The sequence below is a fragment of the Providencia sp. PROV209 genome (genome assembly GCF_028479485.1).
Lineage (GTDB): Bacteria > Pseudomonadota > Gammaproteobacteria > Enterobacterales > Enterobacteriaceae > Providencia > Providencia alcalifaciens.
The window spans coordinates 153,265-169,857 of sequence record NZ_JAMPNR010000012.1; the positions used below are offsets into that span (position 1 = coordinate 153,265).

16 protein-coding genes are annotated in these 16,593 nt (G+C 42.2%); 6 read left to right on the top strand and 10 right to left on the bottom strand.

The genetic code is table 11. The features are described 5' to 3' along the window. Positions 1 to 3: 3 nt before the first annotated feature. Complete coding sequence (gene proP / locus PR795_RS09100; RefSeq protein ID WP_006659676.1) at positions 4 to 1,506, bottom strand: glycine betaine/L-proline transporter ProP; 1,503 nt, start codon at positions 1,504 to 1,506, stop codon at positions 4 to 6. Positions 1,507 to 1,874: 368 nt separating this feature from the next. Between proP and PR795_RS09105 the strand changes: the two genes are divergently transcribed. Next, positions 1,875 to 2,843 (top strand): 3-oxoacyl-ACP synthase III family protein, encoded by a 969-nt coding sequence (locus PR795_RS09105; protein ID WP_006663113.1) that lies wholly within the window; start codon positions 1,875 to 1,877, stop codon positions 2,841 to 2,843. Between the two features lie 300 nt (positions 2,844 to 3,143). Then, positions 3,144 to 4,868, top strand: coding sequence for a ubiquinone-dependent pyruvate dehydrogenase (gene poxB, locus PR795_RS09110; protein WP_036959612.1), 1,725 nt, complete (start codon positions 3,144 to 3,146; stop codon positions 4,866 to 4,868). Positions 4,869 to 4,939: 71 nt separating this feature from the next. Here the strand turns inward: poxB and PR795_RS09115 are convergent, their stop codons facing one another. After that, positions 4,940 to 5,842 carry a DNA-3-methyladenine glycosylase family protein gene (locus PR795_RS09115; RefSeq protein WP_272516812.1) on the bottom strand — a complete coding sequence of 301 codons (903 nt, stop codon included), beginning with the start codon at positions 5,840 to 5,842 and terminating at the stop codon, positions 4,940 to 4,942. 201 nt (positions 5,843 to 6,043) lie between these two features. Here PR795_RS09115 and PR795_RS09120 point away from each other — a divergent pair, with 201 nt between their 5' ends. From PR795_RS09120 to PR795_RS09130, 3 genes are read left to right on the top strand one after another with little or no spacing between them, the layout of a single operon-like run. After that, positions 6,044 to 6,547: a DUF2569 domain-containing protein gene (locus tag PR795_RS09120; protein WP_006659672.1), complete on the top strand. Its 504-nt coding sequence runs from the start codon at positions 6,044 to 6,046 to the stop codon at positions 6,545 to 6,547. Positions 6,548 to 6,578: 31 nt separating this feature from the next. Then, complete coding sequence (locus PR795_RS09125) at positions 6,579 to 6,938, top strand: DUF488 domain-containing protein (protein WP_006663110.1); 360 nt, start codon at positions 6,579 to 6,581, stop codon at positions 6,936 to 6,938. 13 nt (positions 6,939 to 6,951) lie between these two features. Then, positions 6,952 to 7,479, top strand: coding sequence for a DUF2569 family protein (locus PR795_RS09130; RefSeq protein ID WP_036974162.1), 528 nt, complete (start codon positions 6,952 to 6,954; stop codon positions 7,477 to 7,479). 30 nt (positions 7,480 to 7,509) lie between these two features. Here PR795_RS09130 and PR795_RS09135 read toward each other — a convergent pair whose 3' ends face one another. The 7 genes from PR795_RS09135 to PR795_RS09165 form a co-directional block, all read right to left on the bottom strand. Further along, positions 7,510 to 9,093, bottom strand: a complete 1,584-nt coding sequence (locus PR795_RS09135) for an ATP-binding cassette domain-containing protein (RefSeq protein WP_006663108.1) — start codon at positions 9,091 to 9,093, stop codon at positions 7,510 to 7,512. Positions 9,094 to 9,424: 331 nt separating this feature from the next. Beyond that, complete coding sequence (gene glpD, locus PR795_RS09140) at positions 9,425 to 10,927, bottom strand: glycerol-3-phosphate dehydrogenase (protein ID WP_036959615.1); 1,503 nt, start codon at positions 10,925 to 10,927, stop codon at positions 9,425 to 9,427. Between the two features lie 257 nt (positions 10,928 to 11,184). Continuing rightward, the gene (locus tag PR795_RS09145; protein WP_006659667.1) at positions 11,185 to 11,943 is read right to left on the bottom strand and encodes a DeoR/GlpR family transcriptional regulator; all 759 of its coding nucleotides are present in this window, start codon (positions 11,941 to 11,943) and stop codon (positions 11,185 to 11,187) included. A gap of 27 nt (positions 11,944 to 11,970) precedes the next feature. Next, positions 11,971 to 12,816 (bottom strand): rhomboid family intramembrane serine protease GlpG, encoded by an 846-nt coding sequence (gene glpG / locus PR795_RS09150; RefSeq protein WP_006659666.1) that lies wholly within the window; start codon positions 12,814 to 12,816, stop codon positions 11,971 to 11,973. Positions 12,817 to 12,832: 16 nt separating this feature from the next. After that, complete coding sequence (gene glpE, locus PR795_RS09155) at positions 12,833 to 13,156, bottom strand: thiosulfate sulfurtransferase GlpE (RefSeq protein WP_006663106.1); 324 nt, start codon at positions 13,154 to 13,156, stop codon at positions 12,833 to 12,835. Between the two features lie 82 nt (positions 13,157 to 13,238). After that, positions 13,239 to 13,817 (bottom strand): Fe-S biogenesis protein NfuA, encoded by a 579-nt coding sequence (gene nfuA, locus PR795_RS09160; protein ID WP_006659664.1) that lies wholly within the window; start codon positions 13,815 to 13,817, stop codon positions 13,239 to 13,241. 63 nt (positions 13,818 to 13,880) lie between these two features. Beyond that, positions 13,881 to 14,564 (bottom strand): phosphoribosyltransferase family protein, encoded by a 684-nt coding sequence (locus PR795_RS09165; RefSeq protein ID WP_006659663.1) that lies wholly within the window; start codon positions 14,562 to 14,564, stop codon positions 13,881 to 13,883. Positions 14,565 to 14,619: 55 nt separating this feature from the next. On the opposite strand from PR795_RS09165, the gene bioH reads away from it, so the two are divergent. Further along, entirely contained in the window at positions 14,620 to 15,396 is a 777-nt protein-coding gene (bioH, locus tag PR795_RS09170; protein ID WP_006663104.1) for a pimeloyl-ACP methyl ester esterase BioH, read from the top strand. Positions 15,397 to 15,442: 46 nt separating this feature from the next. On the opposite strand, the gene PR795_RS09175 is transcribed toward bioH, so the two are convergent. Next, positions 15,443 to 16,570, bottom strand: a complete 1,128-nt coding sequence (locus PR795_RS09175) for a hypothetical protein (RefSeq protein ID WP_036966444.1) — start codon at positions 16,568 to 16,570, stop codon at positions 15,443 to 15,445. Between the last annotated feature and the right edge of the window lie 23 nt (positions 16,571 to 16,593).

Below are 16,593 nucleotides of genomic sequence, written 5' to 3' on the forward strand. Positions count from 1 at the left end.
GGATTAATCTAATTTTGGGTGCTGGTTGATTAACGATTGACGCTGTTTTTCCAGCTCGGCAATTTGTTGTTCGATATCTTCAACTTTCTGTTCGATATTGTCAAAATGCTCGCTTAAAATTTCTTTGGCTTCCGCTCTGTCTGAAGCGGCAGGTGTGGCACCACGTAATGGTTTATTCGCGGTTTCTGGCATTCTAATACCGGTATATAGACCAATTAATGCGATCACTATCAGATAATAGGCTGGCATATACAAGTCATTAGTCGCTTCAACTAGCCATGCGGCGGCAGTCGGTGTTGCACCTGCGATTAAGACCGAAATATTAAAGGCGATGGCCAATGCACTATAACGAATATGAGTAGGGAAAATTGCCGGTAAAATCGAAGCCATCACCCCAGTAAAACAGTTGAGTAATACAGCAAGCACTAATAAACCCACAAAGATTAAGCCAACGGAGCCGCTGTTAATCAGCATAAATGCGGGATAAGCGAATACAATCAGCCCTACGCTACCGATGATAACAAAAGGTCGACGACCGATTTTATCGCTGGTTAATCCAATGATTGGCTGAACAAATAACATGCCAATCATAATCGCAATAATAATCAACACGCCGTGATCGGTTGAGTAATTCAGGTTATGGGACAAGTAGCTTGGCATATAGGTGAGCAGCATATAGTACGTCACGTTGGTGGCGATCACTAAACCGACACAAATCATCAAACTTTTCCAATACTTAGATGCAACCTCACGGAAAGAAACTTTCGGTGGATTTTGGATATTGGCCTTGTCTTGCTGTTCTAAACTTTCAATGTGCTGTTGGAACGCAGGGGTTTCTTCCAATGAATGACGTAAATAGAGACCGATAATACCCAGTGGTAACGCTAAGAAGAATGGGATTCTCCAACCCCAATCGTGGAAGTTAGCTTCACCAACAAGGCTTGAAATTAACACCACGACACCCGCACCCATCACAAAACCAGCAATGGAACCGAAGTCTAACCAGCTGCCCATAAAGCCACGTTTGCGGTCAGGGGAGTATTCAGCAACAAAGATGGCTGCACCCGAATATTCACCCCCAACGGAGAAACCTTGAGCCAGTTTAGCGAGCAGTAATAAGATAGGCGCCCAGATACCAATTTTCTCATATGAGGGGATCAGACCGATACAGAAGGTACTGATTGCCATAATAATAATGGTCATGGACAATACTTTTTGTCGACCGTATTTATCCCCGAGAATACCGAAAACAACGCCACCAAGGGGTCTAACTAAGAAAGGTACGGAAAAGGTGGCTAATGCCGCAATCATCTGAACGCTCGGTGATGCGTCCGGAAAGAAGACTTGACCCAGTACATAGGCTAAGAAGCCGTACACACCGAAGTCGAACCATTCCATCGCATTACCCAGCGAAGCCGCTGTGATTGCTTTTTTCAATTTCCCGTCATCAATGATCGTAATATCGTTGATATTTAATGGTTTTTCTTTTTTCTTTCTGATCTTCATGGAACCATCCTCTTATTTGAATTGTAAGATGTGGGTTTCCCGATCCGATTTGCTCGGACAGTCTGCAAATAATAAAAATTAGTATGGATAATTAAATGCAGTATCTAAACTAATTGAATGGAAATTTATTGATTAATAAGCTTGTTGAGTAAGCTATATCAAATTTTTATAACGAAGTGTATTGATAGGGAAATATTGAGTTATTGTGTTTTTAAAATAAAGCAAAAATATCACCTTTAGATAGTCAAATATCATTCAATAATACAATAATATCGACAAAATGTAAAATGCGGTGGTTTGTGTTGATTGTTTTTTATTAATCGGTGGGTTATACCATGGGGTAAACTAATACAGATAAGGGAAATGCAATGAATGAGGCAATAAAAATTTCATCTATTCATATCTACCATCCTGAAAATATTAGGAACAACCAATATTATTTTGATAAGTATCCAAATGTAAAAAATTTACCGGAATTATTGAATGATTTTGGGCAGAGGCAGCGATATATCACGAGCCAGCCTGATGAAAATGTGCTGACGATGTCAATTAATGCATTAGCCCCTATGAGTGATAAAGATATCGATATTTTGATATTTGCCTCAACGACGATGGAATATTTGTCACCACTTAATGCCCTCTATTTACATCATCATTTAGCCTTAAAAAATGAGTGTGTATGTATTGATATTAACGGTAATTGCCTCGGAATGCTAATGGCGTTAGAGCAGGCGGCAATCATGCTAAAGATGAAAAAAACAGCTAAAAAAGCCCTTATTGTTGCCTCGGATCATCTTTCAAATCTGTGTAATCAAAATGAGCTATTTCCATCGATTCTCTTTGGAGATGCAGCAGTTGCGATGACATTAGAAAAAGTACAAAACGAGACAAACTCTGGTTTGATGGATAGCTTTTATTATACGGATTCGAATTTTTGCCGGGAGACCCGCTTTCCTAAGAATGGTTTTTCACAAAGCCAAAATATGCAAGATGAGAAAATTTACTGGGGTAAATTTACAACAAAAGAGTGCTTGCCTCATGTTATTCATCATATTGACAAATTATTAAAAAATAATGGATTAACTATTGATGATATAAGTTGTTTTTTCTTTTCTCAGGTAATGAAAAGCAATATTGAAAAATTGGCAGAAACATTAAATATTCCTAATGAAAAAATAGAGTATATTGCGGATGAATATGGTTATACGGGGGCAACCAGTCCATTCATTGCTTATTATTGCCACCAGAAAAAGAATTTACTCCGTGATGAAGATATTGTCTTATTTTGGACGTTAGGTGCAGGTTATCAATTCGGAATCGTTCTTTGGAAAATATAAAGGGATTTATGATTTTCGATGCGCGCAAAATAAATGGGATTTTGGTGGGGTGTTCATAACTGAAACTAACCCTCTTTTTACGACCTTAAATTTGTCCTGTTATCTCATTCTTCTTTCGATATTCGCGGAGGAATATCTTGTTCTGTTTTTGAATGCATCGCATCGGTAGGAATGGTGAATTGATTTAGTTAGAATCGAAAGAATATTACGGGAAGTATTTTAAGAGCAGCATCGCTTGTTAAATATGTCGTGGTTAACAAGAATAAACTGAATTTAATCCGACTTAAAAAGAGTGCCATTATGAAAAAACAGAGTATTGCATCATATATTGCGAAAGTACTGGATAACGCAGGTGTTAAGCGCATCTGGGGAGTGACAGGGGACTCATTAAACGGTTTAACGGATAGCTTGCGTAAACAAGGGGCAATTGAGTGGTTAGGGACCCGTCATGAAGAAGTGGCGGCATTCGCAGCGGGTGCAGAAGCGCAGCTAACGGGTAACTTAGCGGTATGCGCAGGTTCTTGTGGACCAGGAAACATGCATTTAATCAATGGATTGTATGATTGTCATCGTAACCGTGTACCAGTTTTAGCGATTGCGGCTCATATTCCTTCTAGTGAAATTGGCAGTAATTATTTCCAAGAAACTCACCCAACTGAGCTGTTCCGTGAATGCAGCCATTATTGTGAAATGGTGACTAACCCTGAACAAATTCAACAAGTTCTGGGTATTGCAATGCGTAAAGCGATCCTGAATAAAGGCGTTTCCGTTGTTGTTATTCCGGGGGATATCGCCCTGAAAGATGCACCAGAATCGGCAAAAGAAGAGTGGTATCAGCCACAAGCTCCTTTGATCATGCCTCAGCGCTCTGAAATTGAAAAACTCGCAGAAGCACTGAATCAATCTGAAAATATTACCTTATTCTGCGGTAATGGCTGTGCGGGCGCTCATGATGAAGTCGTGAAACTGGCTGAAACATTAAATGCACCTGTGGTGCACGCCTTACGTGGAAAAGAGCACATTGAGTGGGACAACCCAAACAGCGTGGGAATGACTGGTTTAATTGGATTCTCATCGGGTTATCATGCGATGATGAATGCAGATACGGTTGTGCTACTGGGTACCCAATTTCCATACCGCCCATTTTACCCAACTGATGCAAAAATCATTCAAATTGACCTGAATGCAGGAAGTTTGGGCTCCCATTGCCATATTGATATGGGGTTAATCGGAGACATTAAAGCAACATTAACCGCATTACAGCCGCATTTGACGGCAAAACAGAATCGTAAGCATTTAGATGGCGCGTTGAAACATTATGCGGAAGCACGTAAAGGGTTAGATGATTTAGCAAAACCTGGTCATGAAGGGCTAATCCACCCGCAATACTTAGCAACGAAGCTAAGTGAGCTGGCAAACGATGATGCTATCTTTACGTGTGATGTAGGAACGCCAACCGTGTGGGCTGCTCGTTACCTGAAGATGAACGGTAAACGTCGCTTGATTGGTTCGTTTAACCACGGTTCGATGGCAAACGCGATGCCACAAGCAATAGGTGCGCAAGCGGTTGATAAAAATCGCCAAGTTGTTGCTATGTGTGGTGATGGTGGTTTCAGTATGCTGATGGGGGATTTTATTTCACTATCACAAATGAAATTGCCAGTGAAAATTATTATTCATAACAACGGAGTCTTGGGCTTTGTTGCGATGGAGATGAAAGTGGCTGGCTTTATGACGGCAGGCACCGATTTACAGAATCCAAACTTTGCTGCGATTGCTAATGCAGCAGGTATTAAAGGTATTCGTGTTGAGAAAAGTGAAGATTTGGATAGCGCATTAAAAGAGGCTTTCGCCCATGACGGTCCGGTAGTCGTGGATGTATTGACCGCGAAGCAAGAACTGTCTATGCCGCCAGAAATTGAAGCGCAAGAAGCTAAAGGCTTTAGTCTGTATATGCTGAAGGCGATCATGAGTGGGCGTGGTGATGAAGTTGTGCAATTAGTGAAAACTAACTGGTTACGTTAATCATTGTTGTGAGCTAATTGAATCGCTTTATCTCAGAACCCCAATCCGGAGTGCCGGATTGGGGTTTTTGTTTAATAACCCGCAGCAGATTGGCTACGCCAAAGATGTGCGGCGACGAGTGCTCGCCATGGGGTAAATTGAGTTAACCATTCTTGGGTCTCTTTTGCTGAAGGTTGTGTATCTTGAGCTAACAATGTTTGTAAATTGCGGCGAACGGCAACATCACCATGCAGTGAGCCATCAAGATAATTAAATCCGCGAAGTAGCCCATAGCTCACAGTCCAAGGTCCAATACCTTTAATTGCCAGTAACTGTGCCGTCACGTCATTGACGTTATCCGGTGTGACGGCACTCTCTAAATCTAGTTTTCCTGCTTGAATGGCGTCACACAGACCACGTAATGCGATGATTTTGCCAAGAGAAAATCCAGATTGTCGTAACATTTCATCGTCAACATTCATGACGGATTCAGCGGTAGGAAAGCACCAAATACCCGATGAATGTTGTTGACCCACAGCTTGAATAAAACGTCGGCGAATCGCAATCGCAGCAAGGACGCTGATTTGTTGACCGATAATCGCCCAGACTAAGGCTTCAAACGTAGTCGCTGATTGATACACGCGTACGCCCCGTTGTGGCGCTATCAGCTTGCCAAGTATTGGATGGGTAAGGTATTGCTCTTCAAACTGTTCAATGGGTTGATTCAATCCCAGTAGGTGAATGGCTAAATGATGCAGTTCGTTTGGGGTGGGAGGCGTTTCTGCGCTATCGACATCAAGCTGTAATGTGGCTTGCTTATCGTCAATAGACAGGCGAATTTGCGCCGCGTGTCCCTGCCAAATAATTCCTTTGCGTAAGGTGTTTTTTTCAACAATCTCGGCAATATTTTGCGGATCCCGTAAATGAAAGGCAAAAAAATCATCAATACGGTAATAAGGTGGCAGTGAAATAGTCACGGGTTGCGCTGGAACCATAGTCGTCTTCTTCTGATTTATGCCCATTTTTGGTTAAATTTTGACAAAAAACGTCAGTCGCTACATTTTTAACCGTTATAGTATGTTAGCTTAGCAAAATAGCGATTCAGATAATCATGAGCTAATTTAGCCTGCCCATAAAAATTCAGCAAATTATTGCTCAGGCAGATTAACTGCAAAAATTAAATCAAGGATGTGAAGATGCAAGCAGATGATCATAATGAGGTATCGACGCCAAAGCCTAAATCTGAACCTGAACTAAAAGGGATAGGTGGGTGGCTGATCCTCCCGTTTATTGGGGTGATTTTTTCGGCACTGTTTATGCCCTTTATCCTCTGGAATCATAATCTAGATGTGATTGAATACTGGAGTGAATTAACGTTACCTGAGTCTGCTAACTTTGTGCCGTTATTTAAAGAATTGATGTACTTTGAAGTCGTTGGTAATGCCATTATTTATGGCACAGTGCTGTATCTTTGTTATCTCTTTTTTACGAAGAAAAAATTGATTATTAAGGTGTATGCCTTTTTCCAAATTTTTTCATTGGCAGTGATTATTGCTGATTTAGTGCTCGCCAATCAATTTTTAGATCTCGAAATGGACAGTTCTGATATACGGGAAGTCCTAAGAGGCGTATTTGGTTGTTTAGTCTGGGTACCTTACTTCTTTGTTTCTGTGCGCGTTCGCAATACGTTTGTTAATTAGTGAGTGAACTGCAAATAAATGGAGCATGCTGATGATTTACTGTAAACGAGTTTATGATCCTTGTAGCCCCCAAGACGGTTATCGCATCTTAGTGGATAGGCTGTGGCCCCGCGGCATTAAAAAAGTTGATTTACAGTGTGATGAATGGGATAAAACCGTCGCACCTTCCAATGAATTGCGCAAATGGTTTCATCAACATACTGATCAGTTTGCGCAGTTTGTAACGCAATATCAGCAAGAGCTTCGGCAAAATGATGAATGGCATAATCTGCTAGAGAAAGCGCAACAAGGCAATATCACACTGTTATATAGCGCCAAAGATACGCAACATAATCAGGCCATGGTACTGAAAGAATTTCTTGAAGAAAAACTCAAAGAACTTAAAGAATAAAAAGGTTGTCACTATGGATGTGAATGCATCATCGACCCAGCCAGTATTGGTGCCTCAAGTGCCAGCACAGGCGCAAAATGAACATAAAAAAGATCGCCAAGGGATAGGGGGTTGGCTGATTTTACCTCTGCTTGGTCAGTTGTATATGCTGGGTAATCTGATCAAGATAATGGTGAATGATGTTATTCAAGTTCAGGGCGCTTGGTCATTGGCAACCACTCCAACATCCGATTTTTATATGGCTGGGTTTGCTTCAACATTTTATACCGTACAGCTCAGTTTTGTGGTGATTATCGCGCTTATGATGGGTTCATTGTTCGCCGCCTTTAAACGGAAATTGATGGCGAAGTGGTTATTTATCATTACGATGATATTGTATGTGGTCGTTCTAGGCATCACGCGGATTGTTTTTCCGGTTGCGTTCGGTCTTGAAATTGACTTTAGCTACATTACGAGCCTCTTTAATGGTAGTTTCTATTGCTTGATTTGGATCCCCTATTTCTTGGTGTCAGTCCGCGTTAAAAATACCTTCATACGCTAAGCGTTGGGCTGTGGAAAACAGCCCGTACCGTTAATGATCGAGTTGTAGGCAATGGGTAATATTGCACTGTGCGACGAAAGCGTCATCATGGGAAACCAGTAATAATGTCCCTTGATAATCCCGCAATAACGCTTCTAATAGTTGTTTTGAATCTAAATCTAAGTGATTGTCTGGCTCATCCAGTAGTAAAACCGCGGGCGGATGAGGGCTATGAGTGAGGGCAAGAATCGTTGCTTTGAGTTGCTCTCCGCCACTTAATTGATTCAATGGCTGCAAAGATTTATCCCCACGAATACGTAACATACCTAACTGTGTGCGCCACTGTTCGATGGAAATTGCGGGTTGATACTGATAAAGCGCTTCGGCAACGGGTAAGAATTTATTCAAAAGATTCAAATGCTGGTCTAAATAGCAGGTGGCACCACTAATACGATACTCCCCCGATAGAGCCTGCTGTTTAGCGGCTAACACTTTCAATAACGTTGATTTTCCTGAGCCGTTACGCCCTTGGATATGCCAATGCTCGCCGCTGTATGCGGTAAAAGAGAGAGGCGAAGTATGCCCATAAGGGAGCTTTAGTTGAGAAACAAAAATACGTATTTTTCCACTTTCACTTTGGTAATTTAGCACCATTTTCTGAGGCTGAATATGAGTCACTTTATCTTGATTTTGCTGCCGCTGATGTTGCAATTCTCCTAATACCCGCTGATGGCGCTCTGCGACGTTGGATTGTCTTTTCTCTGCGCGATTTTTTTGCATATCGAGTAATAATAGTGATTGTGAGCCACCATAGCGGATATTTTCGCCCTGTTTTCGCCGCTGTGCCGCTTTTTGTAACGTCGCTTGTTGTTGCTTTTTCTCTTGGCGGATTTGTTTATCCAGTTGTTCACCTTCTGCCTCGATGGCATTGATAGCAAAAGTTTTTTGTGCGTCATAGAGTGTGTAATTTCCACCGTATCCCACTAAACCTTTATCGGTCAGTTCAAACATAGCGTCCATCTCTTCGAGCAACTGACGGTTATGACTGATGACTAAGCAGCCCGCTTTATGTTGGTCAAGTTTATCGCTTAGCCATCGACGTCCTTCTTGGTCTAGATGGTTATCAGGTTCATCCAATAGAAGGAAGTGGTCAGGATGTAAAAAGGCACGGCACAGAGCCAACCGTGTCCTTTCTCCGCCGCTTAGTTGCTCGATAGGGGTATCCATGGATGTCATTAACTGCGCAGATTCTAATAACATTTTCCATGTGGTAGGAAGGTGCCAGTTATCTTCCGTCAGATCAAAATCCATGGCTGTGCCATTTCCCTGTTCAATGCGCGAAAAGGCTTGCCAAAGTGCATCAATTCCGAGCGATTGAGCAATGGTATCGCCTGTTAAGCGGTTGAGTTGATCCACATGGATAATTGGCATATGCCAATCAATTTTTCCATGAGTTGGTGTTAACTGTGAGACAAGTAACCGCATCAACACAGATTTTCCCCGACCATTGGGACCGATTAGCGCATTTTTTTGACGAAACAAGCTACCGGTTAGCGGTGGAAAGAGAGCCGACTGGTGAAATTCAATGGTTAATTGCGAAAAGTGACAAGCGAGTGTTGCGTTGGGCATTGTCATAGAGACCTCCAAATAGAGAGGGCAGACAACGGAATGTTATCTTTCGCAAAGGAAAAAATGAGAACTTGTGTCTGCCAAGAACAGAAAATAATGACCTTCAATAAGGCATCGTAGATATTTTCTGGCAGGACTTAGTTCATCGTCGGAAAGACTCACTTTAGAAAGGGGCAAAATTGCGAATGAATTATAAACAGAATTATGAGACGGAAGCAAGGCGAATAAGTTGCAGGAGAGCAGAAGGTAAAAGCGCCAGTCTGTGGGCACAGATAGGCGCTTTTGGTACAACAACGAGTTTTTTACGATTCTATCTTACTGCGTATCTCTTGCGAGATTATGCGGTCACAGCCACTTTAGTGTGCTCTGCCAGCCATTGTGCAATGCGCTGTTTTTCAGCGTCGTTCAGCCACATGCCCAATTTGGTACGACGCCAAATCGCATCGTCTAATTCTACAACCCACTCATTTTCGACTAAGTAACGTAATTCAGCTTCATAGACGTTTGCACCGAAAGCTTCGCCTAAATCTGACAGTGAGTTTGCGCCTGCTAAAATCAGCTTACTGTTGCTGCCGTATGTTCTTGCGTAACGCAGTGCTAGACCTTCCGGAAGCCAAGGGTAATGTTGAGTTAATACGCGTGCATAACCATCACGGTCACAACCTTCGATGTCACCACCGGGTAATTGACCATTTTTGGTCCAAGGACCTGTCGCATGTGGATAATATGTCGCTAATTTACCCACAGCGGCTTCAGCCAGTTTACGATAAGTGGTTAATTTACCACCAAATACTGACAGTAATGGGGCTTTACCATCTTCATCGTGAATATCTAAAGTGTAGTCACGAGTGATTGCTTGTGGAGAATCTGATTCGTCATCACACAGAGGGCGAACACCGGAGTAATCCCACACAATATCTTGTTTGGTCAGCTGTTTTTTGAAGTGGTCGTTATACACTTTCAGCAGATAATTGACTTCGTTTTCGTCAATTTTTACATCTTTTGGATCCCCTTTGTACTCAACATCGGTGGTACCGATAATGGAGAACTCATCCATCCAAGGGATCACGAAGACAATTCGGTTATCTTCGTTTTGTAAAATGTACGCTTGCGGTTCATCGTGGGCGCGTGGAACCACAATATGGCTGCCTTTGATCAGACGAATACCATAAGGGGATTTCAGTTTTAAGCCGTCATCGAAGAACTCTTTTACCCAAGGACCCGTTGCGTTGACCAGTCCTTTGGCTTTCCAAGTATGCGTTTCGCCAGTACGTAAGTCTTGCGCTTCAACAATCCATAGACCATTTTCGCGATATGCGCGGGTCACTTTGGTGCGAGTGCGAACTTCACCGTTTTTACGTACCACTTCTTGAGCGTTCAATACCACCAAACGCGCATCATCAACCCAGCAATCTGAGTATTCGAAACCTTTGGTTAATTCTGGTTTAAGCACAGAATTTTGGTTGAACTTTAAACTTTTGCTACTTGGTAAGCTAACGCGTTTGCCTAAATGATCATATAGGAACAGACCAATACGGATCATCCAAGCTGGGCGTAAATGTGGTTGGTGAGGTAGACGGAAGCGCATTGGGAATGCGATGTGTGGCGCCAGTCGTAACAAGACTTCACGCTCAGCAAGCGCTTCACTAACGAGTCTAAACTCATAATGTTCGAGGTAACGTAATCCACCGTGGATCAGTTTCGAACTTGCAGATGAAGTTGCACTCGCTAAGTCTTGAGATTCAAGCAGCAGTACAGATAATCCACGCCCCGCGGCATCTGCCGCAATACCAGCGCCGTTGATTCCGCCGCCAATTACAATCAAGTCTTTCGTTTCCATGCATCCCCCTGAGATGTTCGAACCATTTTCTATAATGTTCGTTTTCGCTCATTTGATTGTAATCAAATTTTGTACGTATGCCAACCTGTAATCCATAAAAATAACAACCGCGTGATGCTAATAACATTTTGTGTATAAATTTAATCTGTTTAATAAGTTGGTAATATGACAAGGTGATGACAAGAGGATGAAAAGAAAGGAAAAAAGAAGAGATGATGGCAGGCTGGCTACCATCATTGGAAGTCACAAATCGTGCTTTAGCAGAGTTCTAATTGAACGTTATGTTGTTCGATAACTTTCAGAATGCTAGCTGGAGGAGATTGAGTGGTAAATAACGTATTGATTAAGTTCATGTTACCTAAATTTACCATCGCATTACGACCAAACTTAGAATGATCGGTGACCAACATAACATGACGGGAGTTTTCAATAATTGCGCGTTTGGTGCGCACTTCATGATAATCAAACTCCAGCAGTGAGCCGTCCATATCAATCCCGCTGATCCCTAGAATACCGTAGTCCAGTCTGAACTGAGAGATAAAATCGAGGGTTGCTTCGCCGACAATACCGCCATCACGGGAGCGCACTTCTCCCCCTGCTAAGATCAAACGAAAGTCCTCTTTTGCCATCAGTAAGGTTGCCACGTTTAGGTTATTCGTGACGACGCGTAGGTTTTTATGGTTAACCAATGCGTGGGCGACGGCTTCAGGGGTGGTACCGATATCAATAAACAAGGTGGCGCCGTCAGGAATTTGGCTTGCCACGCGCTGGGCAATACGCGCTTTTTCTTCAGACCACATCGTTTTGCGGTCATTATAGGCGGTATTGACGGAACTTGAAGGCAAGGCTGCGCCACCATGGTGTCGTAGGATCTTATTCTGTTCAGCAAGCTCATTGAGGTCTCGGCGGATAGTTTGAGGGCTAACCTCAAACTGCTCGACAAGTTCTTCAGTACTGACATATCCCTGAAGACGCACAAGCTCAACAATTGCATCATGTCTCTGGGTTTGTTTCACAGCATTAGCCTCTAATTATAAAATGTTCTATTTGGAACCTTGGTGTTTAAAACTAAGCCTATTATCCCATATTCCCATCAATAATCCGATAATTAACCCTGAAGTATGTGCGGCATTAGCAATGTCCATACCTAAGAGGTCAAAGTAACCGAAGAATAGCCAGATAATCGAGAATATCATGAGCCCACGAGGGATGCCGATACCGATTTCTGGGCGGCGTTCGCCAGTCACCCAAACATAGCTAACCAGCGCATAAACGACACCCGATAAACCACCAAAGTTATTCTCACTGAAGAGGGATTGACCCCAGTTACTGAATAATGCGGAGACTAATAAAATAGTGAACAGTTTTCCTGTTCCCATTTTTTTCTCAACTTGCCCAGCAAGAAACCACCAGAGCGCAAGGTTGAAACCAATATGCGAAATAGAAAAATGAACAAAAGCGGGGCTGATCCAGCGCCATAGTTCACTTTGCTGATCGCCAATAGGCCAACCTAAATAGTATAGAACTTCACGGGGATCTGTCAGGGTGACCCACAAATAAACGGCTATGGAGAGCAAAATAACGGCAATGGTTAAAGGACCCGATTGCTGTTTTAAATAGCCAAATGTCAGGTAGTTTCGATACTGAAATTGAGCATCAGTACGCCCCGTTTGCCAGCTTGCTTCAAGATAACGAGGATCATTTGGATTGCGTAAAAAGGCTTCGAGTTCTTGGCGTACCTGTTCAGTATGCTGCTCGTCGTTGAGCCATAATTCATAATGTTGTTGGTCGTTGGAAGGATGGACTTGTAGTTGGATATTTTGTCCTGCCATATAGTCAACAAACGCTTGAGCCATCCGTGGATTTTCAAAAGAGATAATGTGGATCATAAATACGTTGTCTCGTTTAGAGCGCCGTAATGGCTTGGGGGTATTCCCGTGACCATGCTTCAAATCCGCCATTAATACTGTATACAGATTCAAAACCGAGATTAATTAAATATTGTGCAGCGCCTTGGCTGCTGTGACCGTGGTAGCACATTACCATAATGGTCTGTTCGTAATCTGTTTTTTCTAAGAATGGGTGAAGCGATTCGTTGGTTAAGTGGTAAGCACCTGTTGCATGACCAGCACGAAAACTTTGGGGATCGCGAACATCGACAAGAATGGCGGTGCCATCTAACCAGTGTTGGTAAGCTTGTTCAGGTGTTAGTGTCTCAAAATGGTCCATAAAATACCGGAAAATTAGGGGGAATATCATGAAAAAGCACCCACGGATATACCGTGGATGCCCTGAAAATAAGTCGAAAGTCTTAGTAGAAAGAGTGCTCGCCGCGTTGGTGCTCAGTCAGGTCTTTAACACCTTTTAATTCACCTTCGAACATTTTCAGCAGCTCTTTTTCAATACCTTCTTTCAGTGTTACGTCAACCATAGAACAACCGTTACAGCCGCCACCGAATTGTAGGATAGCAAAACCTTCTTCGGTGATTTCCATTAATGATACACGACCACCATGGCTGGCTAACTGTGGGTTAATCTGTGACTGTAAAACGTATTCAACACGTTCAATGAGTGGTGCATCATCAGACACTTTACGCATTTTTGCGTTAGGTGCTTTTAAGGTTAATTGCGAACCTAGTTGATCAGTAACGAAATCAATCTCTGCATCTTCTAGGAACGGTGCACTAATTTCATCAACATAAGCAGAGAGCTTTTCAAACTTCAGCTCTTTATCAGTTGCTTCTACGGCACCTGGAGGGCAATAAGAAACACCACACTCTGCGGTTGGTGTACCTGGGTTAATGACAAATACTCGAATTTGGGTTCCTGACTCTTGGCTTTCCAATAACTTGGCGAAGTGAGTCTGTGCTGCTTCAGTAATATTAATCATAATCTCTTGCTCAATAATAGTTGACTGCTTTAGTTGGTTATAATACGCCCATTTACACCCTTCCTACAAGGTGCGACAGAGTGACCACGCGTCAACAGTATGCGCTCCCGCACAAATCAACAATTGAGCAGCAGCATGCATGGTGGCGCCAGTTGTAATCACATCATCAATAATAGCTATGTGTAGACCTGAAACCGAAGTTTCAAGGGCAAACGCTTTTTTAAGATTATTGCGGCGCTGTTTACGTGTTAATGAAACTTGCGCCAGTGTATCACGAGAGCGGCGCAATGAATTTTGCGAATAGGCAATATTTAACCATGTGGCTAAATTACTACCCATTAGTGCCATGTGGTCAAACCCTCTACGCCAGCAGCGCCGTGGATGGGGGGGAATGGTTATCAACCTATCTGGTTTTTTCCATTTTTGTTGGCGATACCCATTTAACCAGTGGATGAGGAATAGGCGGGTCAGTGCTACAGCGAGTTGAGGCTGACGGTGGAATTTGTATTGATGGATAAGCTGGCGTAATGGGGCGCGATACGGTGAGACGGTGATCAGCTTTTGCCAAGGTGGCGGTTGAAGCAAACAGCGTCCACAAGAAGCGTCAATATATTCACTGGTTAGAGCACATTGTGGGCAAACTCGTGGCATTGGCGGTAAGTTTTTCGTACAAAAACTGCATATTCCTTGCCGAGGAACTTTTAATTCCTGCTGGCATAGCCAACAGACCCCTTCCATTGCTAGCATAGGCAGATCCTAGATGAAAAATGATAATGAAATTGACAGGAAAGAGAGTGTAATCATGGCGACGCTATATTGGCAGACGGTTGGTGAAGGAAAACAAGATATTGTGTTACTGCACGGATGGGGATTGAACGCAGAGGTTTGGCAAACCATTATTCCGCGAGTCGCTTCGCAATTTCGCATCCATTTAGTTGATTTGCCTGGTTATGGTCGTAGTCGAGATTTTTCGCCAATGTCAGTTCAGTCAATGGCAGATATTTTATGGGAGCAAGCGCCTAAAAATGCAATTTGGCTAGGGTGGTCTTTGGGCGGATTAGTGGCAAGTCGTATTGCGCTTGATCACTCTGATGAAGTAAAAGCGCTAATTACCGTGGCGTCATCACCTTGTTTTGGGGCTCATGAGGAATGGCAGGGTATTAAGCCTGAGGTATTACTTAATTTTGAGAAGATGCTTTCTGAGAATTTTCAACGTACCGTTGAGCGTTTTTTAGCACTACAGACATTAGGGACAGAAAGCGCCCGCGAAGATGCTCGTACGCTTAAATCGGTTGTGCTAGCGTTACCGATGCCAACGGTTGAAGTATTAAATATGGGATTAGAATCTTTGCGTACCGAGGATTTACGTGAAGAGCTGACTCATTTAACCGTTCCTTTCCTACGTATTTACGGTTATTTAGACGGTTTAGTTCCGCGTAAAATTGTCTCTAAATTAGATGCGCTTTATCCCCATTCATCATCCATTGTGATGCGCCATTGTGCTCATGCACCATTTGTTTCTCATCCCGATGAATTTTCAGAATACTTAATCGAGTTTTTCACACAATTAGATAAGTAATAAATCACTTATCTAATTGTTTTCTGGATGAAAAAGACAGTGTAATTTACACAGATAGATAAGACCCCACTAAGGTGTCATCATTGACTTGCGGGTGAAATTTTTTCACATAGACCAAGCCACTGGGCTGGTTATTTTTATGGTTATATTGTGCAATTTTAGTGGCTAATTCTTGCATGAATCCAGCGAAGTCATCGAATTGCTGAAGGTTTTTATTGGGATCGAAAATCTTATAACTCATGCGTGAACCTGAAGAATTCGGCTGAATGCTGACGGCTAATGTGTCATCTGAAAATAGCAACTGTAAATAAGTAGAGGATGCTTCTGCGGGAGTACTATATTGCTGCAAATCAGCTTTCAGCTGAGGGAGTGTTTTTTGCTGAGGTAAATGGGTGCTATTTTCAGTAGGATTCGGAATTAAACCTTGCATCCCTAATAAATGATCAAAATTACCAAATTCTTGGTTACACTTTTCAGCGTGCGCAGCGGTAAGAAAGCGGTTTACTAGCTCGTTAGTTGGCTGCTCGACGAGTGCTTTAAGTTTGGTATGATCAGTAAAATCATTTTCTAAGGCTTTAAATTCATTATCGTTGCGGAATTTATCACTTTCATTTGTGTATTTATATATGCCATCACTAATCCCTTGGTAGTAATGTTTTGCTAGTTCATGAACTTGTTGATTGTAATGCTTAAAATGATAAGTGTTATGTGTACTTATACGAGGATTTTTCTCTTCTTGTTGCTGGTGTTCAGAGATTTTTTTGAGCACATTTTTACTTCCTTGTAAGTCAATGTCACTACTCAATTCAGCATACTGTTTATAAAACTTTAGCGGAGTATAAAAATCTTGGAATTGAAGCACTTCAGTAAGGCATTCACGGAAAACCTTCTTAATAAAAATTTTATTATCAGTATATTCATCTTGTGATAACTGAGCATTTGCTTGCTGGGTTACATGAGAGAGAGTCTGGGCTTTCATTAGTAAATTCATAAAGGTAGCCCCTGCATTCTTGACTTCATTGATTAAAAAAACGCTGGTTAATCCTCTCGAGAGTGAATGGGTTGCAGACTCAATAAGCTTCTGATTATTAGAATAATAATTTTTTATAACTTTTTGACTATTCGTATCATGTATTAATGTATTTTGTTGGAATGGTATTGAGGACATTAACATAGAGATGCTCCTTACGATTAGCG